The following is a 24,916-nucleotide window of genomic DNA, read 5'->3' on the forward strand; positions in this document are numbered from 1 at the left end:
CGGTGCGGCTGCCTCAGGCGTGGACGTCACCCACTGGCGAGCTCGTCCATGATCGCCGCGGCCTCGCGCAGCGTGGCGCGCTCCTCGGCCGTCAGCTGCTGGAGCTGCCCGGTCAGCCACGCCTCGCGGGCCCGCACCTCGTCGTCGAGCAGCTCCTCGGCGGCCGGCGTGAGCCCGATGACCACCTGGCGGCCGTCCGTGGGGTGCGGGGTGCGGGTGACCAGCCCCTTGCCCTCCAGCGCGACGACCACCCGGGTCATCGACGGCGGCTGCACCCGCTCGTGCGCCGCCAGCTCCCCCGGGCTCATCGCACCGTGCCGCTTCAGCGTGGACAGCGCGGCCAGGTGGGTGAGCGTCACCGAGGTGTCGACCCGCTGGTTGCGCAGCCGCCGGGAGAACCGCATGACGGCCAGCCGCAGGTCGTGGGCGAGCGCCGCGGTGTCCAGCGTCGTCCGAGCCACGTCACCAGCTTAACCGAGGTGCGAAGCGTGCCTAACGATCCGGCCCCGGCCGGACACGTCAGAGCAGCTGCTGGATCGGCTCCAGCGCGAAGTAGACGACGAACACCGCCGCCACCACCCACATCAGCGGGTGCACCTCACGACGCCGGCCGGTGACCACCCGCAGCAGCACGTAGCTGACCACGCCGGCCCCGATGCCGATGGTGATGGAGTAGGTGAACGGCATGAGCGCGATCGTCAGGAACGCGGGGATGACCAGCGACATGTCGTCCCAGGTCAGCTCGCGGATCTGACTGATCAGCATCGCGCCGACGATCACCAGCACCGGCGCGGCTGCCTCCGACGGCACGACCTGCACCAGCGGGGTGAAGAAGGCCGCGACCAGGAAGACCAGGCCGGTGACCACGCTGGCCAGCCCGGTGCGGGCGCCGTCGCCGACGCCCGCGGCGCTCTCGATGTAGGTGGTGTTCGACGAGACGCTGGAGGCGCCGCCCGCGGCCGCGGCGAGCGAGTCGACCAGCAGCACCGGCTGCGAGCGCGGCAGGTTGCGGTCCTCGTCGAGCAGGTCGCCCTCGGCGCCGACGGCGGTGACCGTGCCGACCGTGTCGAAGAAGTCGGCGATCATGATCGAGAAGACGATGAGCAGCGCGGCGACGACGCCGATCCGGGAGAAGCCGCCGAACAGCGAGAACTGGCCGACCAGCGACAGGTCGGGCAGGTCGAACCAGGAGTCCGGCCAGCGGGGCACCTGCAGCGCCCAGCCCCGCGGGTTGCTCGCACCGTCGGCACCGGTGCGCGGCCCGACCTCGGCGATCGCCTCGACGACCACCGCGAACACGGTGGTGACGACGATGCCGATCAGCAGAGCGCCCCGGGTGCGGCGCACCACCAGCACGCTGGTGACCAGCAGGCCGACGACGAAGGTCAGCAGCGGCCAGCCGGCCAGCTGGCCCCCCACGCCGAAGCTGATCAGCGCACCCTCCCCCGGCCGGACCACGCCGGCGTCGGCCAGGCCGACGATGGTGAGGAAGAAGCCGATGCCGACGGCGATGGAGACCTTCAACTGGGTCGGGATCGCGGTGAACACGGCCCGGCGGAACCCGGTGAGCACCAGCACGGCGATCAGCAGGCCCTCGAGCACGACCAGGCCCATGACCTCCGGCCAGGACAGCTGGGTGGCGGCGTAGACCGCGACGATCGCGTTGATCCCGAGCCCGGTGGCCAGCCCCAGCGGGTACTTGCCGAACACGCCCATCGCGATGGTCAGCACGCCGGCGACGACGGCGGTGGTCGCGGCCACTGCGGTGAACGGCAAGGTGTTCCCGTTCACGTCTACGCCGGACAGGATGATCGGGTTCAGCACCACGATGTAGGCCATCGTGAAGAAGGTGGTCAGCCCACCGCGGACCTCCCGGCCCACGGTGGAGCGCCGGGCGCTGATCTCGAAGTACCGGTCCAGGCCGTTGCGCGGCTTGACCCGCGGCCCCGGGCTGCGGCGCGCCGAGGAGCCCTCCGACGTGCCGAGGACCGCCTTGCCGTCGGCCGCGTCGGCCGCTTGCGGACCGGACGCGGGCGTGCGGGCGGGACGTGACCGATCGGGCATGGGGGACCCCCGGGGACGCGGGCCGGCGCGGCGCGGCAGGGCGACGGCGCACCTGGCGGACCGCCCGGTGCAGCTGGCAACGAGCGGCGACAGCGTGCCACACCCGGGCCGCGGGTGAGCAGGGGCGGCGCTGTGAGCGGCCGCGCGGCCCCTACGCTCGGGGCGTGCCCGCACCCACGCGCCCGTCCCCGCCGCCGCTGAAGGTCGACACCGCCCGCGTCGTCCTGATCGGGACCGCGCTGTGGGCGGTGGCGCTGGTGGTGCTGCTCCTGCTCGGCGACCGGGTCGACCGGGTCTGGACCTGGACCTGCGTGGCCGCCATCGTCCTCGCCGGCCTCGGCCTGGGCGTCATGCGCTGGCAGGGCCAGCGCTAGATGACGTCGAAGTCGGCGGTGTCGTAGCGGGCGGTGTTGGTGACCTCCACCGGGTCACCACCGGTCCGGTCGAGGGTGGCCTGGCTGTGCGCACCACACCCGTAGTCGACGGTCACCACGCGCCCGTCGGCCGGGGCGTAGGCGTTGCTGCACGCCCCGAACGACAGCCGCATCGACCCGGCCAACGGGATCCAGAAGCCGCAGGTGCCGCAGGGTCCGGGTGCATGCCGGGCCATCGCCGAGCGCGGGCCGAAGTCACCCTCCCGCCAGCGGTCGGCGGCCTTCCTGCGCCCGTGCGGGGAGAGCACTCGCTCACGCCCCAGCCCCAGCTCCTCGGCGACCACGCGCCCGGCCGGGTCGTCGGCGGTGTCGTCGTCGGCCAGGTAGGACGGCACCAGCCGCTCGTCGTCCTCCGTGGCGGGCAGCACGTCACCCACGGACATGTCGCCGGGCCGCAGCCGCTCGTGCCAGGGCACCCAGGCCGGCGCGAGCAGCGCCGAGTCACCGGGCAGCAGGACCACCTCGTCGACGGTCACCTCGTCGTCACCGGGGACGCGGGCGACGGTGACGGCCCAGTGCCAGCCGACGTAGCCGGGCAGCGTCGCGGCGAAGCTGTGGGTCAGGACCGCGCCGAGCACCTCCGCCGGCGGCTCCTCCCCGGCGGCGAGCGGTTCGGCCAGCAGCGGTTCGACGTGGACGCCGAGGTGGTCGCCGACCACGGTGGCGTCAGCGGCGACCTCGACGGCGGCGGCCCGGGCCAGGTCGACCGCGGCGGCCAGCACCTCGTCCGGCTGGGGACCATGGGCAGCGGCGTACGCGGAGTCGGACACGCAACCATTGTCCCGGATGACCGCCCCGGCGCACCCCACCGCACCTCCGCCGCACCGTTCCCGCCGGTCGCACAGGTGGCTGCGGCACGATGGGGCCGTGCCCGCCGCCTCCGGATCCCGCCCCTGGCGCGGCCGGCGCCGCTCGCGCAGCGAGCCCGAGCACGGGGTGGAGACCTCCCCGATGGGCATCCGCCGCCAGCAGACCGCACCGATGCCGGTGGCCACCGCCCGGCCCCCGGGTGACGACACCCCGACCGCCGTCCGCCCCACCCCGGCCCCGCCGCCCACCTGGCAGCAGACCCGGCCGGCGCCCCCGCCACCCGCGGCCACGCCGCCCCCTCTCCCCCCGCCCGCGGGCGCCACGGCCGCACCGCCCACCGCCGCACCGCCCACGGCCGGCACGCACCCGGCCAAGCTCACCGTGACCCGGGTCGCGGCCGCGCGGAGCCGGGAGCTGACCGCGGCGACGGTGCGGCGGGTCCGCGCCGCCGGCCGCGCCGACGGCGCCGGGCAGACCGGCCTGTCGAACCTGGTCTGGGTCAACGCCCTGCACGTGGCCGGAGACGCGATGATCATGGTCTCGCTCGCCGGCACGCTGTTCTTCTCCGCGGCCACCACCGACGCGCAGCGCTGGAACGTGGCCCTGTACCTGCTGGTCACGATGGCGCCGTTCGCGCTGGTCGCCCCGGTGATCGGCCCCGCGCTGGACCGGCTGCAGCACGGCCGCCGCTGGGCGCTGGCCGCCAGCCTGGGCGGCCGGGCGGCGCTGGCGGTGCTCATGGCCGCCCACCACGACGACCTGGCGCTCTACCCGGCGGCGCTGGGCGTGCTGGTGCTGAGCAAGTCCTTCAACGTGCTGCGCGCGGCCGTCGTCCCGCGGGTGCTGCCGGAGGCGCTGTCCCTCACCTCCGCCAACGCCCGGCTGTCGGTGTTCGGCCTGGCCGCCGGTGGCGTGCTGGGGGCCCTCGGCGCGGGCATCGCCTCCCTGCTCGGGTTCGCCTGGGAGCTGGGGGCCACTGCCGCCGTCTTCGTCGTCGCCGCGGTGCTGGCGGTGCGGCTGCCGCCGCACGTCGACGTCGCCGTCGGTGAGCAGCCGGCCGACGTGCTGCGGACGACGCCGATCCGGCTGCCCGGCCGCGACCGGCGGCCGGTGGTCCCGCACGTGGCCACCGCGCTGCGCGCCACCGCCGCGCTGCGCGGGCTCGCCGGGTTCCTCACCATCTTCTCCGCGTTCCTGGTGCAGGCCACCGTCGACGGCGGCTGGCAGGCGACCGCCGCGCTGGGCGCCATCGCCGCCGCGGCGGGGGCCGGCAGCTTCCTCGGCACCGCGGTGGGCTCCCGGCTGCGCACCGCCAGCCCGGACCGGGTCGTGCTGGTGGCCGCGGGGATCGCCGCCGCGATCACCGCACTGGCCGCCGCGCTGTTCAGCCTGCCGATGGCCGCGCTGGTCGCCGGGGTGGCCGCGGTGACCAACGCGCTGGGCAAGGTGGCCCTGGACGCGATCATCCAGCGGGAGGTGCCCGACGCGCTGCGCGCCTCGGCGTTCGCCCGCTCGGAGACCTGGCTGCAGCTGGCCTGGGTGCTCGGCGGCGCACTGGGCATCCTCCTGCCCACCACCGGCTGGCTGGGGTTCGCCGTGGCCTCGGGGCTGCTGGTGCTCGCCGTCGGCCTGACCCTGTGGAGCCTGCGCACCCGCGACGAGGGGGCCGGCGGCCGGGCCGCCGGCGAGGAGGCATGGACGTGAGCACGGCACGCGGCGCGACCGCGGTGGCACTGCTGGGTGGGCTGGTGGTGCTCTCCGGCTGCGGCGACCGGTCCACCGGCGACCCGGTGCCGACGGTCGCCGTCGAGGTGGGCCCGCAGCAGGTGACGCTGGACCCCACGCAGTACTGCCGCGACGGCGAGGGCGAGCGCTACGAGGTCACCCCGCCGATCCTGGAGGTCTCCCCGGACACCCCCGTCACCCTGGAGGTGCCCGAGGCCGTCGCCGAGGCCGGCTGGAGCGTCCAGGTCTTCGACGAGCGGCTGGAGGAGCAGCTCGGCGAGGTCGACGTCGACGCCGGGCAGGCCGTGTTCGACGGGATCAACACCTCCGACGTCGTCCCGCCGACGTACTACCTGGTGGTGGTCCAGCGCCGCGACCCCGACGCATGCGAGGGGCTGTGGTCGGGCGCCTGGCCGGTCGGCTTCATCCGGGCCGGCGAGGGCGCCGCGGCGGCCACCGAGGCGCCGCCCGTCGGCTGACGGCCCCCGACACCCGGGCGACGCCCTGCGTTCACCAGTCCGACCAATGTGGTCGTGTTCCGACCACTTCGGTTGACTTCCGACCACATCGGTCGATACTGACGTCATGACGCTTCCACCCCGGCAGACGCGCCAGCAGGTCGATGAGCACATCGTCGACCGCGCCGCGGCGCTGTTCGCCCAGCGCGGCTTCGCCAACACGTCGGTCCAGGCGATCGCCGACGCCGTCGGCTTCTCCAAGGCCGGCCTGCTGCACCACTTCCCCAGCAAGGAGGCGCTGTACGCCGCCGCCGAGTCGCTCACCCAAGCCCGGCTCGGGACGATCCTCGAGCGGGTCAGCCACCTGCCGGTGGGCCCCGAGCGGGACCGCCTGGGGCTGGAGGAGCTCGTCGACTGGGCCCTGGCCAACCCCGGCCAGGCTGCGCTCGGGCTGAGCTTCGTCGTCACCGACCTCACCGGTGGGGGCCCGTTCAACCGGCCCGCCGAGGATGCGGACGGCGTGCCGATCCTGCTGGTCTTCGGGGTCACCCCGTCCAGCGGTCAGGTGGACCCGGACCGGGTGATCCGCGTGGTCAGCGCGCTGAGCGCCGTGCTCGTCGTCCCGCTGATCGCGCACTCCACCGGAGGCCCGGTGGCCGGCTGGAAGAGGCACGTCGTCGCCGCGTCGTTCGACGCGCTCGGTCACCCCCGCGGCGACGTCGGCACTCGGGCCCCGTCCGACCCGGAAGCGGGCTGATCCCCGTGGCGCGCCTGCTGTCCCGGCTGGGTGCGGCTGCCCACCGGCACCGGCTCGCCGTCGTCCTCGGCTGGCTGCTGGTCCTCGTCGGGGCCGGAGTCGCCGCGGCCACTCTGCAGGGGAGCACGACCAGGACGTTCTCCATCCCCGGCCAGGAGTCGACGGAGGCCCTCGAGCGGATCGAGCGCGCGTTCGGCCAGGATCGGGACGACGCGACCGCCCAGGTCGTCGTCCGGGCGCCCGACGGCCAGACGCTGACCGCTCCGGAGAACGCCGCGGCCCTGGCCGAGCTGCTCGGGACCCTCGGCCGGCTGGACGGCGTGGCGTCGGTGACCGACCCGCTGGCCGCGCCGTCCGGCGCGCTCTCCGCCGACCAGCGCACCGCGTCCAGCACCGTCACCTACCGGGTCGGCCCGGAGGAGCTCACCGGCCCCCAGCGCGACGCACTGATGGACGCGTTGCGCGACGCCCGCGGTTCGGGGTTGACCGTGGAGGCCGCTGGCGAGGCCACCCAGCCGGTCGAGGGGGAGAACCCCGGTGAGGCGATCGGGGTGCTGGTCGCACTGCTCGTGCTGGTCGTGACCTACGGCGCGCTGGCGGTCGCCGGGATGAACCTGTTCACCGCACTGGTCGGGGTGGGAGTCGGCGTTCTGGGCATCCAGGTCGCCACCGGTTTCCTCACCCTCACCTCCACCACCCCGGCCCTCGCCACGATGCTGGGCCTGGCCGTCGGCATCGACTACGCGCTGTTCATCGTCAGCCGCTTCCGGCACGAGCTGCGCCGCGGCCTCCCCGTCGGCCCGGCCATCGCCACCGCCGTGGGCACCGCCGGCTCGGCGGTGGTCACCGCCGGGGTCAGCGTCGTCATCGCACTCGTCGGCCTGTCCGTGTCCGGCATCCCCTTCATCGCCCAGATGGGCCTCGCGGCGGCGGGCACCGTCGTCGTCGCCGTACTGGTCGCCCTCACGCTGGTGCCTGCGATGCTCGCGTTCCTGGGCCGCCGTGCGCTGCCCCGCAAGGAGCGGCGCGCCCCGGCCGACCTCGACGCCGACGGCGAGCCGAGGCCGCTGCGCCGGGAGCGCGGCTTCTTCCTCGCTTGGATCACGGGGGTCACCCGGCACCCGCTGCCCGCGATCCTGCTGAGCGTGCTCGTCCTGGGCGCGTTGAGCCTCCCGCTGATCTCCCTTCGGACGACGCTGGTGCCCGCGCCGGCCGAGGGCTCCACCCAGGCCCGGGCCGAGCAGCTGCTCACCGACGCCTTCGGCGAGGGCTCCACCGGGCCGCTCACCGTGCTCTTCGAGGGCGCCGGAGCCCCGGGGGCCGCAACGGCCGCCGTCGACGAGATCGCCGGCCTCGCCGACGTCGCCGCGGTCACCCCGCCGGTGCCCGGCGGCGACGGCACCGCCGCGCTGGTCACGGTCGTCCCGGCGTCCGGTCCGCGTTCGCCTGCGACCGAGGCGCTGGTGGACACCCTCCGCGATCAGCTGACCGACAGCGGCGCAGTGCAGGTCTCGGTCACGGGGCAGACCGCCGTCGGCGTGGACGTCGCCTCCACGGTGAACGGCGCGCTGCCGGTCTACCTGGCCCTCGTCGTCGGCCTGGCCTTCGTGCTGCTCGTGCTGGTCTTCCGGTCGCTGCTGGTGCCGCTCGTCGGCGTGCTCGGCTTCCTGCTCTCCGTCGGCGCTGCACTGGGCAGCACGGTCGCGGTCTTCCAGTGGGGCTGGTTGGCCGACCCACTCGGGGTGCAGGTGATCGGACCACTGATCAGCCTGACCCCGATCCTGATGGTCGGCATCCTGTTCGGGCTGGCGATGGACTACCAGGTGTTCCTCGTGGCCCGGATGCACGAGGCGCACACCCAGGGGCAGCCGGCCGTCACGGCGGTCCGCACCGGCTTCCGGCAGGCCGCACCGGTGGTGGTGGCCGCCGCGACGATCATGTTCGCGGTGTTCGCCGGGTTCCTGCCCAGTGACGACGCGACGTTGCAGAGCGTCGCGTTCGCCCTGGCCAGCGGCATCCTGTTCGACGCCTTCGTGGTCCGGATGGTGCTGGTCCCGGCCGGCCTGGCACTGCTGGGCGAGCGCTCGTGGTGGCTCCCACGCCAGCTGCGGTGGCTGCCCGCGTTGGACGTCGAGGGTCGGGCCCTCACCGGTCCGGGGAGCCCGGCCCCGGCCGACCGGATCAGGGCCGGCACGCACTGACCCCTGGCCCGGCTCGCGCCCCGGTCCGCTCCCGGCTCGCCCTCGCCGCGGGGCTCCCGCGGCTGCCGTCAGGCGTCGAGGTCGTCGGCGACGGCGCGCAGCACGGTGGCGACCTTCCGGGACACCTGCTTGTCCGGGTACCGGCCGCGCCGCAGGCTGGAGGAGGTGCCGTCCAGCAGCTTGATCAGGTCCTCGATGATCGGCACCAGGGTGTCGGGGTCCTTGCGGTGCCCGGCGACCGCGGAGGGCAGCGGGTCGAGCACCTGCACCTGCAGGGCCTGGTCACCGCGGCGTCCCTGGACGATGCCGAACTCCACGCGCTGGCCGGGCTTGAGCTCGGTGGTGCCGGCGGGCAGCGCGTCCTTGTGCACGAACACGTCCGGCCCGCCGTCGTGGGCGAGGAAGCCGAAGCCCTTCTCCGCGTTGAACCACTTCACCTTGCCGCTGGGCACGTCGATCCCTCAGTCAGTCGATCATTCGTCGTCGGGCCGGCTCACCGGGCCGGCGGTCCGCACGGCCGGCTCCCGGCCGCGACCTCCAGATTAGTCGCGGCGCGGCCGCCGGGCCGCCGACTTCCGCTCCCCTGCGGCCCCGGACCGCTGCGGCCGCGGGCCCTTCGCCGGGCGGGGGTCGACCGGGAGCGCCCGTGCGCCGGCACCGGCCGGCGGGCACCATGCCAGGGGTGATCCGCTCGGTGCGGTGCTGGCACTGCTGGCCGCCGCCGTCCGGCTGGTCACCACGGTGGTGGCCGGGCTGATCGCCCTGCACGCCGTCTTCGTCTTCTTCGCGGCGGACCCGGCCAACCCGCTGGTCGAGTTCGCCGCCGAGCTCCGGCACTCCCTCGGCGGCCTCACCGTCGGCCTGTTCACCCCGGCCGACCCGCGCCTGGCCGAGACGGTGAACGCGCTGGTCGCGGCGGCGCTGTGGGCGATCGCCGGAGGTCTGGTCAGCCGGACGCTGACCGGGTTGCTGCCGCGCGCCGCGAGCCGGGTCTGACGCCCGCCCGCGCTACCGCCCGAACGGGCGGCAGCGCGGAACGGATCAGCGCCGGTTCTCGGGCAGCTGCACGCCGGCCCGGTTGGGGCGGTCCTGCGGGTGCGCGTAGCGCAGCCGCTCGGCCGGCAGCGGGAAGGAGTGGTCCTCGCCGAACGGGGACAGGCCGCCGGCCATCTCGCTGACCAGCTCGGTCACCGGCGGCTCGCCCTCGGAGCCGGCGCCCCAGGTGGGCTCGACCAGGTGGGCGTGCTTGTCGTTGCGCTTGGCCATGTCGCCTCCGTGTGCGGTGCGGCCGGTCGGGACGCCGGCGCGGTTCCCGCTCATCTTCCCGTGTCGCGGGTCCGGGACACGCACCGCGTTCCGTGGTGTCGCACCAGGGGGTGGATCAGCGCTCGGTCACCCGGGCCCCGTAGACCGTGCCGGCGCCGTCCGCGGTGAGCACCCACTCCTGCGCCGACACCCGGGCCGCGGCGACCTCGGCGTCGGCCAGTCGCTGCACGGCGCGGGTGCGCCAGATCGCCGTGGAGAGCAGCCGCAGCCGCAGCGGCTCGTCGGTCAGGTCGTCGTACCCGACGGGGTCGATCTGCAGCGTCGCGGGTCCGGCGATCCGCAGCACCCCGGCCCGCCAGCCGGTGCCGGCCAGCGCACGGGTCCACCGCCGGGTGCGCACCAGCGCCCCCGCGCCCACGACGACGCCGGCCAGACCCGCGGCCACCAGGGCGACGGCGGCCAGCCCGGCGAACGGCGGCCGCTCCCCGCCGTCCCGGGCGATCCGGACCAGCGCCGCCGCGAGCAGGCAGCCCAGGACGACGGCGACCACGCCGCCACCGAGCCAGCGGAGCGCCCCGGCGCGGTGGGCGGCCAGGGCCGTGCGGGTCTGCGGATCGTCCAGGGCGGCCACCCCGGCATGGTGACAGGGCACTCGTGGCAGAGCAGGCACACCGGCTCGGGACGTAACGTGGGCCGGATGTCTCCGGACCAGCCGCCCGCCACGCTCGCCGCCTGGCTGCGCACCCGCACCGACGAGCAGCTGGGCGCCCTGCTGGCCGCCCGGCCCGACGTGGCCCGTCCCGCGCCCTCCGACGTCGTCGGCCTGGCCACCCGGCTGGCGGTGCCGGTCTCGGTCGACCGCGCGCTGGACGAGCTGGACGCCGCGACGCTGCAGGTGCTGGACGCGGTGCTGCTCTCCCCCACCGACGGCGTGACACGCGGCGAGCTCGCCGGCCTGCTGCCCGACGTCCCCGACGAGGTGGTCGACGCCGCGGTCGGGACGCTCACCACCCGGGCGCTGCTGTGGGGTGACGAGGAGCTGCACGCCCCCGAGCCGGTCCGCCGTGCGGTGCGCTACCCGGCGGGGCTGGGCCGGCGGGCGGCCGACCTGCGGGTGCCGCTGACCCGCGACCTGCCAACGGCGCTGGCCGAGCTGGACGACGACGAGCGCGCGGTGCTCGAGCGCCTCGCCGGCGACCGGCCGGTCGGCCACCTGCCCGACACCACCGCCGGCGGGCCTCCCTCCCCCGCCCGCCGGCTGCTGCAGGCGGGCCTGCTGGCGCGCATCGACGCGGTCAACGTCGAGCTCCCCAGGGAGATCGGCCTGCTGCTGCGCGGCGACCGCCCGTTCGGTCCGCCCCGGCTGCGCCCGGAGCCGCCGGTCGTCCAGCGCGACCCCGCCGTCGTCGACCGGCAGGCCGCGGGTGCGGCGCTGGAGGTGCTGGGCCGGGTCGCCGACCTGCTCACCGCGCTGGAGGAGGAGCCCGCCGGGCTGCTGCGCAGCGGTGGGCTGGGTGTCCGCGACCAGAAGCGGCTGGCCAAGGAGCTGCGGGTCGGCGAGGCCGACGTCGCCTTCCTGGTCGAGCTGGCGCACGTCGCCGGCCTGCTGGACGTCGGCGGCGCGCAGCGCGACGAGTGGCTGCCCACGCGGCTCTACGACGCCTGGCGCGAGCAGGACCTCCCCGACCGCTGGGCCGCGCTGGCCGACGGGTGGCTGACGAGCACCCGGCTGATCTCCCTGGTCGGGCAGCGGGACGTGGCCGGCAAGGCGGTCAACGTGCTCTCCCCCGACGTCGTCCGGCAGACCGCGCCGGTGCTGCGCCGCTCGGCGCTGGCCGTGCTGGCCGAGTTCCCGCCCGGGCGCGGGCTGGTCGCCGACGAGCTGGTCGCGCTGCTGCGCTGGCGCACCCCGCGGCGGGCCGACCGGCTGGCCCCGGTGCCGGCGCTGCTGGCCGAGGCCGAGCGGCTGGGGATCGCTGCCGGCGGCGTGCTGAGCACCGGTGGGCGCGGCCTGCTCACCCGCGGGGAGGACGCCGCGGCCGACGGGATGCGCGGGCTGCTGCCCGAGCCGCTGGACCACGTGCTCGCCCAGCCCGACCTCTCGCTCATCGCCCCCGGCCCGCTGATCGCCGAGCTCGCCGCGACCCTGGCCGTCGTCGCCGACGTGGAGTCCTCCGGCGGGGCGACGGTCTACCGGGTCAGCGACGGGAGCATCCGCCGCGCGCTGGACGCCGGCTGGTCGGCCACCGACCTGCACGACCTGTTCACCCGCGTCTCGCGCACCCCGGTGCCGCAGGCGCTGGACTACCTCGTCGACGACGTCGCCCGCCAGCACGGCCGGCTGCGGGTCGGCGCCATCGAGTGCTACGTGCGCTCGGACGACCACGGCCTGGTGTCCCAGGTGCTCAGCGACCGGCGGACGGCGAACGCCGAGCTGCGCCGCCTCGCACCCGGGGTGCTGGTCAGCGGCCTGCCGCCGGAAGAGGTGCTCACCGTGCTGCGCACGGCCGGGTACGCGCCGGCCGGGGAGAACGCCGGCGGCGCGGTGCTCACCCGGCCCGCCCAGCCGCCGCGCGCGGCCGGACGGCGCCCCGGCGGCTCGGCACCGGTGGCCCCGCGGGTCCTGTCCCCCGACGAGGTCGCGGCGACGGTGCGGGAGATCCGCGCCGGCGACGCTGCCCTCGCCGCCCGTCGCACCGAACCGGTGCGCCAGGTCCCGGGCGTCACGACGGCGAGCACGCTGGAGCTGCTGTCGCAGGCGGTGCGCGAGGGCGTGCCGGTGTGGCTGGGCTACGTCGACGCGCAGGGCTCGGGCAGCCAGCGGATGGTGCAGCCGGTGTCGCTGGCCGGGGGCTTCCTGCAGGGCTTCGACGAGGGGCGCGGGGAGACCCGCACGTTCGCCGTCCACCGGATCACCTCGGTAGCCCTGGCCGGCCCGGAGGATGCCGCGGGTTGATCCCCCACGCGCCAACCGGTTTCGCCGTCCGACCTCCGGCGGGAAGATCACGTGACCGCCCGGCGTTGCGCGGGACAGTTGGTGAGCGCAACCGGCCTGCCCGCCCGGGTCGACCGGCTGCGCCCGGAGGCGAGGAGCGTGGTCATGGCGGGACGTCCGACGGTCGCGGATCGACTGGCGGGAGCACTGGGCGCGGTGCTGGGGACGAGCGAGCTGCCGATCCGGCTGCGCGGCTGGGACGGCTCGCTGGCCGGTCCCCCGGGTGCCCCGGTGATCGCCGTCCGGTCCCGGCGGGCACTGCGCCGGCTGCTGTGGTCGCCCGGCCAGCTCGGACTGGGCCGGGCGTACGTCGCCGGGGAGATCGACGTGGAGGGCGACGTCTTCGCCACCTTCGCCGCACTGAGCTCCGCCGGCCGGCTGGCCGAGACCGGCCCAGACAGCCCGACGACGCTGCGGGAGCGGCTGGCACTGCTCGGCACCGCGCTGCGGCTGGGCGTGATCGGCCCCGAGCCCGCACCCCCGGCCGAGGAGGCCGACCTGGGCCGCGCCGGACGGCGCCACTCCCGGACCCGGGACGCCGCCGCGATCAGCCACCACTACGACGTCGGGAACGACTTCTACGAGCTGGTGCTCGGCCCGTCGATGGTCTACTCCTGCGCGGTCTGGGAGTCCCCCGACGTCGGCCTGGACGCCGCCCAGGAGGCGAAGCTCGACCTGGTCTGCCGCAAGCTCGGGCTGCGACCGGGCATGCGCCTGCTCGACGTCGGGTGCGGATGGGGCTCGATGGCGATCCACGCCGCCCAGCGGTACGGCGTGGACGTCGTCGGCATCACGCTGTCGGAGGAGCAGGCGCGCCTGGCCCGCAAGCGGGCAGCCGAGGCCGGGCTCACCGACCGCATCGACATCCGGGTCCAGGACTACCGGACGGTGGACGACGGGCCGTTCGACGCGATCAGCTCCATCGGCATGGCCGAGCACGTCGGCCGGGAGCAGATGCCGGCGTACGTCGCCCAGCTGCACAGCCTGCTCCGGCCCGGCGGGCGGCTGCTCAACCACGCGATCTCCTGGAACGCCGGGACGGCGACCTGGAACCCGGACACCTTCATCGCCCGCTACGTCTTCCCCGACGGCGAACTGCTGGGGCTCGGCGAGATGGTCGGCCTGCTGGAGTCCCGCGACCTTGAGGTGATCGACGTGGAGCCGCTGCGGCAGCACTATGCGCTCACGTTGCGCGCCTGGGTGCAGCGCCTCGAGGAGCACTGGGACGCCGCCGTCGCCACCACCAGCGAGGGCCGGGCGCGGGTCTGGCGGCTCTACATGGCCGCCAGCGCGCTGGCCTTCGAGAAGGGCGACATGGGCGTCAACCAGGTCCTGCTGCAGCGGACCGGCGGCGACCAGCCGCCGCTGCGCCGCACCGACTGGCTGTGAGCGCGTCCGGCCGGCCCGGTCAGCCGTGGTGGACGGCCTCGACGTTGTGCCCGTCGGGGTCGCGCAGGAAGACGGCGTAGTAGCCGGGGTGGTACTCCGGCCACTCGCGCGGCGCGTGCAGCACCTCGGCACCCGCCGCGCGGGCGGCGTCGTGCACCGCGTCGACGGCGGCCCGGTCGGGCGCGGCGAAGGCCACGTGCAGCTCCCGCGTCTCCGCGCCGCCGGCGGGGCTCAGCCAGAAGTCGGGCTGGCCGCCGGGTCCGCAGAGGCCGACGACGGACTGGGCGCCGGCCGGGAAGCGCACCGCCTCCCGCAGGCCGATGGGCGCGAACGCCCGCAGGTAGAACGCGACGGCCGCCTCGACGTCGGCGACCTGGACCCCCAGGTGGTCGAGCATGCCGGGGACCGTAGCGGCGCGGGTCGCCGCGACGGGACGGTTTCGTCGTCACTCGCGAGAACTGTCGTACCTCGTACGTACGTTCGATGCATGCCGACGGCGACCGCAGGTTCTGCTCCGCCCGCGTCGCCCGTCAACGTGGTGATCGATCTGCACCCGGCGCCGCGGCAGGCACTGCCGCCGGTCTCGGCCTGGCCCGACGACCTGCTCGCGGCCCGGCTGCAGGGCATCCAGCGCCAGCGGGCGGTGTCCACCGCGGAGGAAGCCGAGCTGATCCTGGCCCTGGCCGGACAGCGGTCCGCCTCGGCGGACCCGGCTCCGGACCATCCCGGTGCCCGCCGGGCGGGGTGGACCGCGCAGCCGGCCGAGGGGGAGGTGAGCGAGTTCTGCACCGCTGAGCTGGCCACCGTGCTCAACGTCGGCCGGGGAACGGCGGCGGTGCGGTTGACCCGGGCGCTGGTGTGGCAGCGGAAGCTGCCGGCGACCTTCGCCGCGCTGAAGGCCGGGGAGATCGACGAGCGGCGCGCGCAGCAGCTGGCCGACGTGCTGCAGCACACCACCGCCGAGGTCGCCGGCCGGGTCGAAGAGGCGCTGCTGGGTGAGGCCACCGACCTGTCGGTGGCGCGGCTGGGCAAGCGCGCCACCGAGCTGATGCTCGAGTTGGACGCCGCGGCGGCCGAGGAGGCCCGGAGCGAGGCGGAGAAGACCGCCGACGTGCACCTGTACCCCTCGGCGTGTGACGGGCGGGCGGTGCTGGCCGCGGACCTGCCCACCGACGAGGCCGCCGAGTGCGCCGACCTCATCGACCAGCTCGCGCGGATGCTCAAGGCCGACGGTGACCAGCGCCCCATCGGGCAGCTGCGGACGCACGTGCTGTCGGCGCTGGTCCGCCGCCCCGCCGACCACGGCCTCCCCACCGTCGCCGCGAACGTGACGGTCACGGCCGCGCTCGAGGCGCTGGACGGCGGGGCCGCGTCGGGTGAGGTGAGCGGGCTGCCGATCACCGCCGCCCACCTGCGCGACCTGCTCACCCGCGTCGGCGCTCTCGGCCTCACCACTCCCGACGGCGGCACGCTCAGCTACGCGATCACCGGCCCCGACGGGCAACTGCTCGCCACCACCACCCCCGCGGAACTGGCGCGGCTCGCCAGGCGCGGCTGCCCGCAGCACCCCGACGACGGCGACGGCGGGCCGTGCGAATGCACCGTGCTCGGGCCACCACCGCCCACCACCAGCTACCGGCCCACCGACCGGCAACGCGCTTTCCTCACCGCCCGCGACCGGCGCTGCCGGTTCCCCAACTGCGGCCAACGCATCGGCAGCAACGACCTCGACCACGTCGTCCCGCACGCCGAGCGCGGCGCCACCGACTGCGCCAACCTCTGCTGCCTGTGCCGGTCCCACCACCGCCTGAAGACCTGCGCCCCCGGCTGGCACTTCACCATGACCGGCGACGGCGTGTTGACGGTGACCACCCCGAGCGGGGTCATCCGCACCACCCGACCACCCGGCCGGCAACCAGCCCGGCGCAGGCCGCCGGAACCTCCACCACCGCCCCCAGCCGACGACCCGCCGCCGTTCTGAGGCCCCATCGGCATGTCGATGTGTCGACATGCCGACGGGGGCGCCGGTCACCGACGGACCACCGTCGGGAATCCGGGGGACGGCACGTCGGCATCCTGGGAGGGTCGGCGGTGTGAACGCCGCCTCGTTCGTGCCCGCCACGGAGCTCTCCGCTGCCTTCTACCGGGAGGCGGTGGCACCACTGCTCGCCGGACGACCGCACGCAGCAGCTCTGCTGGGCTGGGGCTGGGCAGGCACTGCCACCGATCGGCGGCATCGACCAGGTCACCGACCACGCCGACGTGCTCAGCACGCCCGCGCACTACCGGCGCCTCGCCCCGCTGTGGGGCGGTCGCTGACCACGGCGCCCAGCCGGTGTCCCGCGCTCGGTCGCCGATCCCGGGGCCGTCGCCCGGAAGCAGTCGCCCCTCCCCGGCGTTACCTTGGGCAGTCCGGCGCGCACCTCTTGCGCCGACGTCCCCTCTCCCAGTGAAGGATGCGTGCGCGTGAGCGACGGCCCCCTCATCGTCCAGTCGGACAAGACCCTGCTGCTGGAGGTCGACCACCCGCTGGCCAAGGAGTGCCGGGCGGCGATCGCGCCGTTCGCCGAGCTGGAGCGGTCCCCGGAGCACGTGCACACCTACCGGGTGACCCCGCTGGCGCTGTGGAACGCGCGCGCCGCCGGGCACGACGCCGAGCAGGTCGTCGACGCGCTGGTCCGCTACTCGCGGTACCCGGTGCCGCACGCGCTGCTGGTCGACATCGCCGACACGATGGACCGCTACGGCCGGCTCACCCTGGCCAACAACCCGGTGCACGGGCTGGTGCTCACCAGCACCGACAAGGCCGTGCTGGAGGAGGTCGTCCGCAGCAAGCGGGTGGCCCCGATGCTCGGTCAGCGGATCGACGCCGACTCGATCGTCGTCCACCCCTCCGAGCGCGGCCGGCTGAAGCAGGCGCTGCTGAAGGTGGGCTGGCCGGCCGAGGACCTCGCCGGCTACGTCGACGGCCAGGCGCACCCGATCTTCCTCGACCAGGACGGCTGGAATCTCCGCGACTACCAGCAGGAGGCGGTCGAGGGCTTCTGGGCCGGCGGCTCGGGCGTCGTCGTCCTGCCCTGCGGCGCCGGGAAGACCCTGGTCGGCGCCGCGGCGATGGCCGAGGCGAAGGCCACCACGCTCATCCTGGTGACCAACACCGTCTCCGGTCGGCAGTGGAAGCGCGAACTGATCGCCCGCACCTCCCTGACCGAGGAGGAGATCGGCGAGTACTCCGGTGAGCGCAAGGAGATCCGCCCGGTCACCATCGCCACCTACCAGGTGATCACCACCCGCCGGAAGGGCGAGTACCGGCACCTGGACCTGTTCGACGCCCAGGACTGGGGCCTGATCGTCTACGACGAGGTCCACCTCCTCCCCGCGCCGATCTTCCGGCTCACCGCCGACCTGCAGTCCCGCCGCCGCCTGGGGCTGACCGCGACGCTGGTGCGCGAGGACGGCCGCGAGGACGACGTCTTCTCCCTCATCGGCCCCAAGCGGTACGACGCCCCGTGGCGCGACATCGAGGCGCAGGGCTACATCGCCCCGGCCGAGTGCATCGAGGTGCGGGTCAGCCTGGACGACGAGGAGCGGATGACCTACGCGGTCGCCGAGCCCGAGGAGCGGTACCGGATCGCGGCCACCGCCCACTCGAAGCTGCCGGTGATCCGCCGGGTGCTCGAGCGGCACCCCGAGGAGCAGAAGCTGGTCATCGGCGCCTACCTCGACCAGCTCGACGAGCTCGGTGCGGCGCTCGACGCCCCCGTCATCCAGGGGTCGACGACGAACAAGGAGCGGGAACGGCTGTTCCAGGCGTTCCGCACCGGCGAGATCAAGACGCTGGTCGTCTCCAAGGTCGCGAACTTCTCCATCGACCTGCCCGAGGCCGCCGTCGCCGTCCAGGTGTCGGGCACCTTCGGGTCGCGGCAGGAGGAGGCCCAGCGCCTCGGCCGGGTGCTGCGACCCAAGGCCGACGGCCGCCAGGCGCACTTCTACACCGTGGTCAGCCGCGACACCCTCGACAGCGAGTACGCCGCTCACCGGCAGCGGTTCCTCGCCGAGCAGGGCTACGCGTACACGATCGTGGACGCCGCCGACCTGGCCGGCCCCGGCGAGGTCAACGGCCCCGACTGGGTGGACCAGCCCGCCGACTGACGACCGGGCTCCCGGTCAGCGTCGACCGGCCAGCCAGGCGCCCAGCGTGGTGGCGAGGTGCGCCGGCTGGTCGAGGTGGACCAGGTGTCCGGCGTCCGGGATCAGGACGAGTTCGGCGCCGGGGATGTCGCCTGCCAGGCGGTGTGCCCGGTCGGCCGGGATCCAGGTGTCCTCGGTTCCCCACACCACGCTCACCGGCAGGTCCAACGAACCGTAGAGCGGCTCCAGGACTTCGGTGAACACCTCGTCGGCCTGCGCGATCTGGCGGTAGAACGCCGCTTGCCCCGCGGGGGTCGTCCAGGGCGCCACGAGGGCATCGAGCTGCGCCTCGGTGAGCCCGCGGTGACTGGCACCGGCGATGTAGGCACGCACCGCTCCCGCGTGCACAGCGGCCGGCAGCGCGGCGAAGACGTCGGCGTGGTCGTGCACCAGGCGGAAGAACGGCGAGCCCCACGGGGCCAGCGCCACCACGTCGACCAGGGCCAGGGATGCGTAGCGGGCACCGTGCAGCAGGTGCGCCCGCAAGGCGACCGCCCCGCCGAAGTCGTGCGCGACGACGTGCGGCCCCCCGTCGCCGGTGCCTGGCCCGTCGGTCTCGGGCGAGAGCTCCCAGTGGCGCAGCAGGTCAGCGAGCAACTCGCCCTGGACGTCGAGGGAGACGGCGTGCTCGGGGTCCATGGACGAGGCGCCGTAACCGGGCATGTCCCACAGGTGCACCGTGTAGTCCCCGGCCAGCGCCCGCGCGTACGGGGCCCACAACCACGACGACCACGGGGTGCCGTGGCAGAAGACCACCGCCGGGCCGGTGCCGAACCGGGTCCAGCGCACGCGCCGCCCCCGCCAGTCGAGGACCTGGTCGAGCTCCACGCCCGCAGCCTCTCAGCCGCCGATCGGTTCGCGAGCAGCGGGGCGGGACGACCGGGGCGCCCGCGCCGGCCTGGTTCGGCCGGCCCCGCCGTTCAGCCGCGCAGCACAGTGGCCAGCCGGGTCATGCCCTCGGCGATCCGGTCGGGCGTGTGCGTGGTGAACGACAGCCGCAGCGTCGACCGGTCCGGCGTCCCGGCGTAGAACGACGCACCGGGCACGAAGGCGACGTCAGCCGCCAGCGCCTGCGGCAGGAGCTCGGCGGTGTCGACGCCGCCGGGCAGCCGCACCCAGACGAACATCCCGCCGTCCGGCTCGCTCCAGGTGCTCCCGTCCGGCACCGTCACAGGCAGCGCGGCCACCATCGCGTCCCGACGCTGGCGGTAGGCCCGCCGCAGCGTCTGCAGATGTGTCTCGACGTCGGCGGCCGCGAACCAGGCCGCCGCGGCGGCCTGGTCGACCGTCGAGGTGTGCAGGTCGGCCGCCTGCTTGGCGACGGTCAGCGCCGGCAGCAACCGGGCCGGTGCCCGCAGCCAACCCAGCCGCAGCCCCGGCGCGGCGATCTTGGAGAAGCTGCCCAGGTGGACGACGTGCTCGTCGGCGCCCGGCTGCGCGGCCAGCGGCGCCACGTCCTCGCCCCGGTAGCGCAGCTCCCCGTAGGGGTCGTCCTCCACCAGCCAGACGCCGTGCCGCGCGGTCAGCTCGACGACCTCGGCGCGGCGGCGCTCGGGCATCGTGCGGCCGGTCGGGTTGGCGAACGTCGGCACCAGGTACACCAGCGCCGGCCGCTCCCGGCGAATGGTCTCCGCCAGCGCGCCCGGGTCGATGCCGTGCTCGTCGGCGGCGACCGGGACGACCCGGGCCCCGGCGAGCTGGAAGCACTGCAGCGCGGCCAGGTAGGTGGGGTCCTCGACCAGCACGACGGCGCCGGGGTCGAGCAGCGCCGCGGCCACCAGGCTCAGCCCCTGCTGCGACCCGGAGGTGACCAGCAGGTCGTCGACCGAGCTCAGCATCCCGCGGGCGGTCAGCCGGGCGGCCACCCGCGCCCGCAGCTGCCGGTCGCCCTCGGTCGGCGCGTACTGCAGGGCGCGGCGGGCGTACGGCCCCCACAGCACGCTGTCGTAGGCCGCCCGGACGCCGTCCAGGTCGAACAGCTCGGGCGCGGGCAGACCACCGGCGAAGGAGATGACGCCCGGCCGGTCGAGCAGCGCGAGCAGCTCACGGACCGGCGAGCTGGCGACCCCGGTGAGCCGCTGGGCGAGCGGCGGGAACGGACGGGACAGGACGGCAGAGGACACGAGAACTCCAGGAGGCCAGACACGGGCACCGGCGCACGGGGAGGCGCGGTGGGGGCGGCGCCGGGCAGCGGGGGGTGTCCCGCTGGGGGCCGGGCCGAACGGGCCTCCTGGTCGAGGGGCCACGACCAGCCTACGTCGTGGCGGGCAGATCCGTCAGCGAGAGCGACATGAGCACCTCGTCGCGCCGGTCGTCGGGGGTGATCTGCAGGGCCCCGGGCCAGCAGCCGGTCACCCGCCAGCCGAACCGCGCGTAGAACCCCTCCAGGCCCATGCCGCCGCGCACCTCCAGCCGCAACGAGTCCAGCCCCAGGTCGTCGCCGGCGTGCCGGGCGAGTTCGGTCAGCAACGCCCGGGCCACCCCGGTGCCGCGCGCGGCGACCGAGGTCATCACCCGGGTCACCCGTCCCCAGTGGGCGAGCACCGGGCCGGCGTTCGTGGTGAGCAGCAGCCAGCCGGCCACCGCGCCGTCCCGCTCGGCGACGAGCAGGTGGCCCGGCCCCAGCGTCGCCACCGTCTCCTCCACCACTGGCCGGACGACGACGTCGGTGACCGGCAGCTGCTGGGCGAACCCGACCGCTCCCCCGGCGTTGGCGACGTCCCGCCAGACCGCGGTCAGCTCCGCGCGCAGGGCGTCGTCCACCTCCCCCGGCGAGGTGTACCAGCGCAGCGCGGGCTCGGCGGTCACGCGCGGCAGCCTGACAGCCCGCACGGTTGCCTGCCGCACCGGGTTTGCCACGCGGACGCGCGGGGGCATCGGCGGGCCATGGACGCGGAGATCTCCGTGCGCGTGGACGGCGAGCAGCACCGGCTGACCGTCGACACCCGCACCACGCTGCTCGACCTGATGCGCGAGCGGCTGGGCAACACCAGCCCGAAGAAGGGCTGCGACCACGGCCAGTGCGGCGCCTGCACGGTCCTGGTCGACGGCCAGCGGTCGCTGAGCTGCCTGGCCCTGGCGGTCGCCCACGACGGCGCGGAGGTCACCACCGCCGATGGCCTCGCGCCGGCGGGCGAGCTGCACCCGGTGCAGCGGGCCTTCCTGGAGCGCGACGCCTTCCAGTGCGGCTACTGCACCCCCGGCCAGGTGTGCTCGGCCGTCGGGGTGATCGAGGAGTTCGAGCGCGGCTGGCCCAGCCACGTCACGGAGGACCTCACGGCCGACCCGGAGATGACGCACGACGAGGTCGCCGAGCGGATGAGCGGCAACCTCTGCCGCTGCGCGGCCTACGTGAACATCACCCCCGCCGTCCAGGAAGCCGCAGGCCGGTGAAGCCCTTCGCCTACGCCCACCCGGCCGACGTCGCCGAGGCGGTGCGGGACGTCGCCGCCGAGCCCAACGCCGTCTTCCTCGCCGGCGGCACCAACCTCGTCGACCACCTCAAGCTCGGCGTCGCCCGCCCCGACCTGGTCGTCGACGTCCGCACCCTCACCTCCCGCGAGATCACCGACCTCCCCGGCGGCGGGCTGCGGCTGGGCGCGGCATCGACCAACAGCGAGGTGGCCGCCGACCGACGGGTCCGCGAGCGGTACACCGTCCTCGCCCAGGCGCTGCTGGCCGGCGCCACCGGCCAGCTGCGCAACATGGCGACCACCGGCGGCAACCCGCTGCAGCGCACCCGCTGCGTGTACTTCTCCGACGTCACCACCCCGTGCAACAAGCGCGAGCCCGGGGCCGGCTGCTCCGCGGTGAACGGCTACACCCGCTACCACGCCGTGCTCGGGACGACGGCCGCGCTGCCCGACCCTGCCGCGCCCGACACCTGCATCGCCACCCATCCCTCGGACATGGCCGTGGCGCTGGCTGCGCTCGACGCCCGGGTCCACGTGCTCGGCCCGGCCGGTGAGCGCACCATCCCGTTCACCGAGCTGCACCGGCTGCCCGGCGACGACCCGTCGACCGACACCGTCCTCCAGCACGGCGAGCTGATCACCGCGATCGACCTGCCGCCCCTCCCGGACGGCGCCCGCTCCGCCTACCGCAAGGTCCGCGACCGCGCGTCCTACGCCTTCGCGCTGGTCAGCGTGGCGGCGGTGGTCGCGGGAGACGACGTGCGCATCGCCCTCGGCGGGGTCGCGCACAAGCCCTGGCGGGCCACCCGCGCCGAGGAGGTCCTCCGCGGGCAGTCGCTCACCGATGACGCCGTCCGCGCCGCCATGGACGCCGAGCTCGCCACCGCCCAGCCGCAGCCCGGCGTCGACGGCGGCAACGGCTTCAAGATCCCGCTGCTCACCCGCACGGTGACCGCCACCCTGCGCCAGCTGACGGAGGCGACCCGATGACCGATCTGCTGGAGCCGCGCGCGATCGGGCAGGCGCTGGTCCGGCGCGACGGCGTGGACAAGGTGCGCGGCACCGCCACCTACGCCTACGAGACGCCGGTCGAGCACCCCGCCTACTGCCACCCGGTCACCGCCACGATCGCCCGCGGACGGATCACCGCGGTGGACACCGCCGCCGCCGAGGCACTGGACGGCGTGCTGCTGGTCCTCACCTCGGCCAACGCCGAGCGGCTGGCCAGCACCGAGGACGCCGAGTACGCCGTCCTGCAGGGCGACGAGGTCGGCTTCCGGGGGCAGCCGGTCGGACTGGTGGTCGCCGAGACCTCCGAGCTGGCCCGGCAGGCCGCCGACTCGGTCGTCGTGACCTACGCCGAGCAGCCGCACGACACGGTGCTGTCGGTCGACCGGCCGGACCTCTACGCCCCGGAGAAGGTCAACGCCGGCCACGAGACCGACACCGCCGAGGGCGACGTCGCCGCCGCCATGGCCGCTGCCGAGGTGACGCTGGCGCGGACCTACGAGACGGCCATGTACCACAACAACCCGATCGAGCCGCACGCCACGACCGCGCTGTGGGACCCGGGCGCCGACGTCCCGCTGACCCTCTGGGACTCCACCCAGGGCGTGCACCCCGACCGGGCCGCGGTGTCGAAGGTCTTCGGGCTCGAGCAGGAGCAGGTGCGCGTCGTCTGCCCGTACGTCGGCGGCGGGTTCGGCTCCAAGGGGCAGCCGCACGCCAACGTCATGCTCGCCACGATGGCCGCCCGCGCACTGCCCGGCCGGCCGGTGAAGCTGGCGCTCACCCGGCAGCAGATGTTCACCCTGGCCGGTTACCGCACGCCGACGATCCAGCAGGTCCAGCTGGCCGCCGACCGCTCCGGGCAGCTGCAGGCGATCGCGGTCGACGTGGTGGAGCAGACCTCGCGGATCAAGGAGTTCGCCGAGCAGACCGGCGTCCCGGCCCGGATGATGTACGCCTCCCCCAACCGGCGCACCACCCACCGGCTGGCCGCGCTCGACGTCCCGGTGCCCTCGTGGATGCGCGCCCCCGGGGAGTGCCCGGGGATGTTCGGCCCCGAGGTGGCGATGGACGAGCTCGCCGAGGAGCTCGGTATCGACCCGGTCGAGCTGCGCATCCGCAACGAACCCGAGGTCGACCCGGAGACCGGCAAGCCCTGGTCCAGCCGCAGCCTGGTGCGGTGCCTGCGCGAGGGCGCCGAGCGGTTCGGCTGGGCCGACCGCCCCCGGGAGCGGCGCGAGGGCGACTGGCTGGTCGGCTACGGGGTGGCCTCGTCGGTCTACCCGACCATGCGGCAGGCCACGTCGACGGCCAGCATCCGCTTCGAGGGCGGCCGGTACGTCGCCGAGATCGGCGCCGCCGACCTCGGCACCGGCGCCTGGACGATCCTGCCGCAGATCACCGCCGACGCCCTCGGGGTCGACGTGGCCGACGTCGACGTCCGGATCGGCGACACCCGCTACCCGACCGCCTCGGTGGCCGGCGGCTCGTCGGGCACGAACACCTGGGGGTCGGCGCTGGTGGTCGCGGCGCGGGAGTTCCGCACCACGTTCGGCGGGACCCCCAGCGACGGCGACGAGGCCAGTGGTGACGTCGACCAGGCGGCCCAGGACGACACCCACTCCCCCTACGCGTTCGGCGCCCAGTTCGTGGAGGCGCGGGTGAACGCCGACACCGGGGAGATCCGGCTGCCGCGCATGCTCGGTGTCTTCGGCGTCGGCCGGGTCATCAACCCGCGGACGGCGCGCTCGCAGCTGATCGGCGGGATGACCATGGGCATGTCCATGGCGCTGCACGAGACCAGCGTCTTCGACACCAGGGTCGGCCAGGTCGCCAACCACGACCTCGCCGAGTACCACATCTCGGTCAACGCCGACGTCGGCGAGATCGAGGCGGTGTGGCTCGACGAGCACGACCCCTACGTCAACGCCATGGGCAGCAAGGGCATCGGCGAGATCGGCATCGTCGGGACGGCAGCCGCCGTGGTCAACGCCGTGCACGCCGCCACCGGTGTCCGGGTGCGCAAGCTGCCGGTCACCCTGGACAAGCTGCTCCCTGCCCTCCCCTGAGGGCAGCAATGGCCTGTCCGCCCTCAGGTGGGAGGGGTGTGACGGGAGGGTCCGCCCCGAGGATGAGGATGACCACACGCCGCGCCCTTGACAGCGCGAACGTGCAGGTCAGCGGCTCGATGGTCGACCTGTATAC

General features: G+C 75.1%; 23 protein-coding genes. 13 read left to right on the forward strand and 10 right to left on the reverse strand.

All coding sequences use genetic code 11. The features are described from left to right. Positions 1–26: 26 nt before the first annotated feature. Together ACI795_RS01380 and ACI795_RS01385 are read right to left on the reverse strand one after the other, a co-directional pair. Positions 27–461, reverse strand: a complete 435-nt coding sequence (locus tag ACI795_RS01380) for a MarR family winged helix-turn-helix transcriptional regulator (protein WP_457073279.1) — start codon at positions 459–461, stop codon at positions 27–29. A 58-nt stretch (positions 462–519) separates the two neighbouring features. Then, entirely contained in the window at positions 520–2,064 is a 1,545-nt protein-coding gene (locus tag ACI795_RS01385) for an NCS2 family permease (protein ID WP_457073281.1), read from the reverse strand. Between the two features lie 164 nt (positions 2,065–2,228). Here ACI795_RS01385 and ACI795_RS01390 point away from each other — a divergent pair, with 164 nt between their 5' ends. Then, positions 2,229–2,438: a DUF2530 domain-containing protein gene (locus tag ACI795_RS01390; protein ID WP_457073283.1), complete on the forward strand. Its 210-nt coding sequence runs from the start codon at positions 2,229–2,231 to the stop codon at positions 2,436–2,438. Here the strand turns inward: ACI795_RS01390 and ACI795_RS01395 are convergent. Then, positions 2,435–3,268 carry a DUF3027 domain-containing protein gene (locus ACI795_RS01395; protein WP_457073285.1) on the reverse strand — a complete coding sequence of 278 codons (834 nt, stop codon included), beginning with the start codon at positions 3,266–3,268 and terminating at the stop codon, positions 2,435–2,437. The two genes, ACI795_RS01390 and ACI795_RS01395, sit on opposite strands and share 4 nt — an antisense overlap. Positions 3,269–3,365: 97 nt before the next feature. Here ACI795_RS01395 and ACI795_RS01400 point away from each other — a divergent pair, with 97 nt between their 5' ends. The 4 genes from ACI795_RS01400 to ACI795_RS01415 all read left to right on the forward strand — a co-directional run bounded on the left by ACI795_RS01400 (position 3,366) and on the right by ACI795_RS01415 (position 8,449). Further along, the gene (locus ACI795_RS01400; protein WP_457073287.1) at positions 3,366–5,012 is read left to right on the forward strand and encodes an MFS transporter; all 1,647 of its coding nucleotides are present in this window, start codon (positions 3,366–3,368) and stop codon (positions 5,010–5,012) included. Continuing rightward, entirely contained in the window at positions 5,003–5,512 is a 510-nt protein-coding gene (locus ACI795_RS01405) for a DUF2771 family protein (protein ID WP_457073288.1), read from the forward strand. The genes ACI795_RS01400 and ACI795_RS01405 overlap by 10 nt, the downstream gene beginning before the upstream one ends. A gap of 106 nt (positions 5,513–5,618) precedes the next feature. Further along, on the forward strand, positions 5,619–6,248 hold the full coding sequence (locus ACI795_RS01410; protein ID WP_457073289.1) for a TetR/AcrR family transcriptional regulator: 630 nt from the start codon (positions 5,619–5,621) through the stop codon (positions 6,246–6,248). A gap of 5 nt (positions 6,249–6,253) precedes the next feature. After that, positions 6,254–8,449, forward strand: a complete 2,196-nt coding sequence (locus ACI795_RS01415; RefSeq protein WP_457073292.1) for an MMPL family transporter — start codon at positions 6,254–6,256, stop codon at positions 8,447–8,449. Between the two features lie 68 nt (positions 8,450–8,517). Here ACI795_RS01415 and ACI795_RS01420 read toward each other — a convergent pair whose 3' ends face one another. Then, entirely contained in the window at positions 8,518–8,901 is a 384-nt protein-coding gene (locus ACI795_RS01420; RefSeq protein ID WP_457073294.1) for a cold-shock protein, read from the reverse strand. A gap of 247 nt (positions 8,902–9,148) precedes the next feature. Here ACI795_RS01420 and ACI795_RS01425 point away from each other — a divergent pair, with 247 nt between their 5' ends. Then, on the forward strand, positions 9,149–9,445 hold the full coding sequence (locus ACI795_RS01425; protein ID WP_457073295.1) for a hypothetical protein: 297 nt from the start codon (positions 9,149–9,151) through the stop codon (positions 9,443–9,445). Between the two features lie 45 nt (positions 9,446–9,490). On the opposite strand, the gene ACI795_RS01430 is transcribed toward ACI795_RS01425, so the two are convergent. Then, a complete protein-coding gene (locus tag ACI795_RS01430) occupies positions 9,491–9,715 on the reverse strand; it encodes a hypothetical protein (protein ID WP_457073298.1) in 225 nt (74 codons plus the stop codon). Between the two features lie 115 nt (positions 9,716–9,830). Then, positions 9,831–10,346: a hypothetical protein gene (locus ACI795_RS01435; protein WP_457073300.1), complete on the reverse strand. Its 516-nt coding sequence runs from the start codon at positions 10,344–10,346 to the stop codon at positions 9,831–9,833. A 66-nt stretch (positions 10,347–10,412) separates the two neighbouring features. Between ACI795_RS01435 and ACI795_RS01440 the strand changes: the two genes are divergently transcribed. Both ACI795_RS01440 and ACI795_RS01445 read left to right on the forward strand, forming a co-directional pair. Further along, complete coding sequence (locus tag ACI795_RS01440) at positions 10,413–12,671, forward strand: helicase-associated domain-containing protein (protein ID WP_457073302.1); 2,259 nt, start codon at positions 10,413–10,415, stop codon at positions 12,669–12,671. Positions 12,672–12,752: 81 nt separating this feature from the next. After that, positions 12,753–14,099 carry a class I SAM-dependent methyltransferase gene (locus tag ACI795_RS01445; protein WP_457073304.1) on the forward strand — a complete coding sequence of 449 codons (1,347 nt, stop codon included), beginning with the start codon at positions 12,753–12,755 and terminating at the stop codon, positions 14,097–14,099. A 19-nt stretch (positions 14,100–14,118) separates the two neighbouring features. Here the strand turns inward: ACI795_RS01445 and ACI795_RS01450 are convergent, their stop codons facing one another. Next, positions 14,119–14,496, reverse strand: coding sequence for a VOC family protein (locus ACI795_RS01450; protein WP_457073306.1), 378 nt, complete (start codon positions 14,494–14,496; stop codon positions 14,119–14,121). 141 nt (positions 14,497–14,637) lie between these two features. Here ACI795_RS01450 and ACI795_RS01455 point away from each other — a divergent pair, with 141 nt between their 5' ends. Both ACI795_RS01455 and ACI795_RS01460 read left to right on the forward strand, forming a co-directional pair. Further along, on the forward strand, positions 14,638–16,080 hold the full coding sequence (locus tag ACI795_RS01455) for a DUF222 domain-containing protein (protein WP_457073308.1): 1,443 nt from the start codon (positions 14,638–14,640) through the stop codon (positions 16,078–16,080). Between the two features lie 485 nt (positions 16,081–16,565). Beyond that, complete coding sequence (locus ACI795_RS01460; protein WP_457073309.1) at positions 16,566–18,251, forward strand: DNA repair helicase XPB; 1,686 nt, start codon at positions 16,566–16,568, stop codon at positions 18,249–18,251. A 15-nt stretch (positions 18,252–18,266) separates the two neighbouring features. Here ACI795_RS01460 and ACI795_RS01465 read toward each other — a convergent pair whose 3' ends face one another. The 3 genes from ACI795_RS01465 to ACI795_RS01475 all read right to left on the reverse strand — a co-directional run bounded on the left by ACI795_RS01465 (position 18,267) and on the right by ACI795_RS01475 (position 21,098). Then, the gene (locus ACI795_RS01465) at positions 18,267–19,118 is read right to left on the reverse strand and encodes an alpha/beta fold hydrolase (protein WP_457073310.1); all 852 of its coding nucleotides are present in this window, start codon (positions 19,116–19,118) and stop codon (positions 18,267–18,269) included. Between the two features lie 92 nt (positions 19,119–19,210). Beyond that, the gene (locus ACI795_RS01470; RefSeq protein WP_457073312.1) at positions 19,211–20,413 is read right to left on the reverse strand and encodes an aminotransferase-like domain-containing protein; all 1,203 of its coding nucleotides are present in this window, start codon (positions 20,411–20,413) and stop codon (positions 19,211–19,213) included. 130 nt (positions 20,414–20,543) lie between these two features. Beyond that, positions 20,544–21,098, reverse strand: a complete 555-nt coding sequence (locus ACI795_RS01475) for an N-acetyltransferase family protein (protein ID WP_457073313.1) — start codon at positions 21,096–21,098, stop codon at positions 20,544–20,546. A gap of 78 nt (positions 21,099–21,176) precedes the next feature. Between ACI795_RS01475 and ACI795_RS01480 the strand changes: the two genes are divergently transcribed. The 3 genes from ACI795_RS01480 to ACI795_RS01490 are packed head-to-tail and all read left to right on the forward strand — an operon-like array spanning position 21,177 to position 24,780. Continuing rightward, the gene (locus ACI795_RS01480) at positions 21,177–21,683 is read left to right on the forward strand and encodes a 2Fe-2S iron-sulfur cluster-binding protein (RefSeq protein WP_457073314.1); all 507 of its coding nucleotides are present in this window, start codon (positions 21,177–21,179) and stop codon (positions 21,681–21,683) included. Then, complete coding sequence (locus tag ACI795_RS01485; protein ID WP_457073316.1) at positions 21,680–22,693, forward strand: FAD binding domain-containing protein; 1,014 nt, start codon at positions 21,680–21,682, stop codon at positions 22,691–22,693. Before ACI795_RS01480 ends, ACI795_RS01485 begins: the two co-directional genes overlap by 4 nt. Then, on the forward strand, positions 22,690–24,780 hold the full coding sequence (locus ACI795_RS01490) for a xanthine dehydrogenase family protein molybdopterin-binding subunit (RefSeq protein ID WP_457073317.1): 2,091 nt from the start codon (positions 22,690–22,692) through the stop codon (positions 24,778–24,780). The genes ACI795_RS01485 and ACI795_RS01490 overlap by 4 nt, the downstream gene beginning before the upstream one ends. The last annotated feature ends 136 nt before the right edge of the window (positions 24,781–24,916 follow it).

Source organism: Modestobacter sp. SYSU DS0290, assembly GCF_054050955.1.

What these genes read in the sequence shown, in the direction of transcription:
- ACI795_RS01410 (WP_457073289.1), top strand. Translation starts at nt 5,619, where the DNA reads ATGACGCTTCCACCCCGGCAGACGCGCCAGCAGGTCGATGAGCACATC.
- ACI795_RS01430 (WP_457073298.1), bottom strand. Translation starts at nt 9,715, where the DNA reads ATGGCCAAGCGCAACGACAAGCACGCCCACCTGGTCGAGCCCACCTGG.
- ACI795_RS01480 (WP_457073314.1), top strand. Translation starts at nt 21,177, where the DNA reads ATGGACGCGGAGATCTCCGTGCGCGTGGACGGCGAGCAGCACCGGCTG.
- ACI795_RS01450 (WP_457073306.1), bottom strand. Translation starts at nt 14,496, where the DNA reads ATGCTCGACCACCTGGGGGTCCAGGTCGCCGACGTCGAGGCGGCCGTC.
- ACI795_RS01385 (WP_457073281.1), bottom strand. Translation starts at nt 2,064, where the DNA reads ATGCCCGATCGGTCACGTCCCGCCCGCACGCCCGCGTCCGGTCCGCAA.
- ACI795_RS01490 (WP_457073317.1), top strand. Translation starts at nt 22,690, where the DNA reads ATGACCGATCTGCTGGAGCCGCGCGCGATCGGGCAGGCGCTGGTCCGG.
- ACI795_RS01440 (WP_457073302.1), top strand. Translation starts at nt 10,413, where the DNA reads ATGTCTCCGGACCAGCCGCCCGCCACGCTCGCCGCCTGGCTGCGCACC.
- ACI795_RS01405 (WP_457073288.1), top strand. Translation starts at nt 5,003, where the DNA reads ATGGACGTGAGCACGGCACGCGGCGCGACCGCGGTGGCACTGCTGGGT.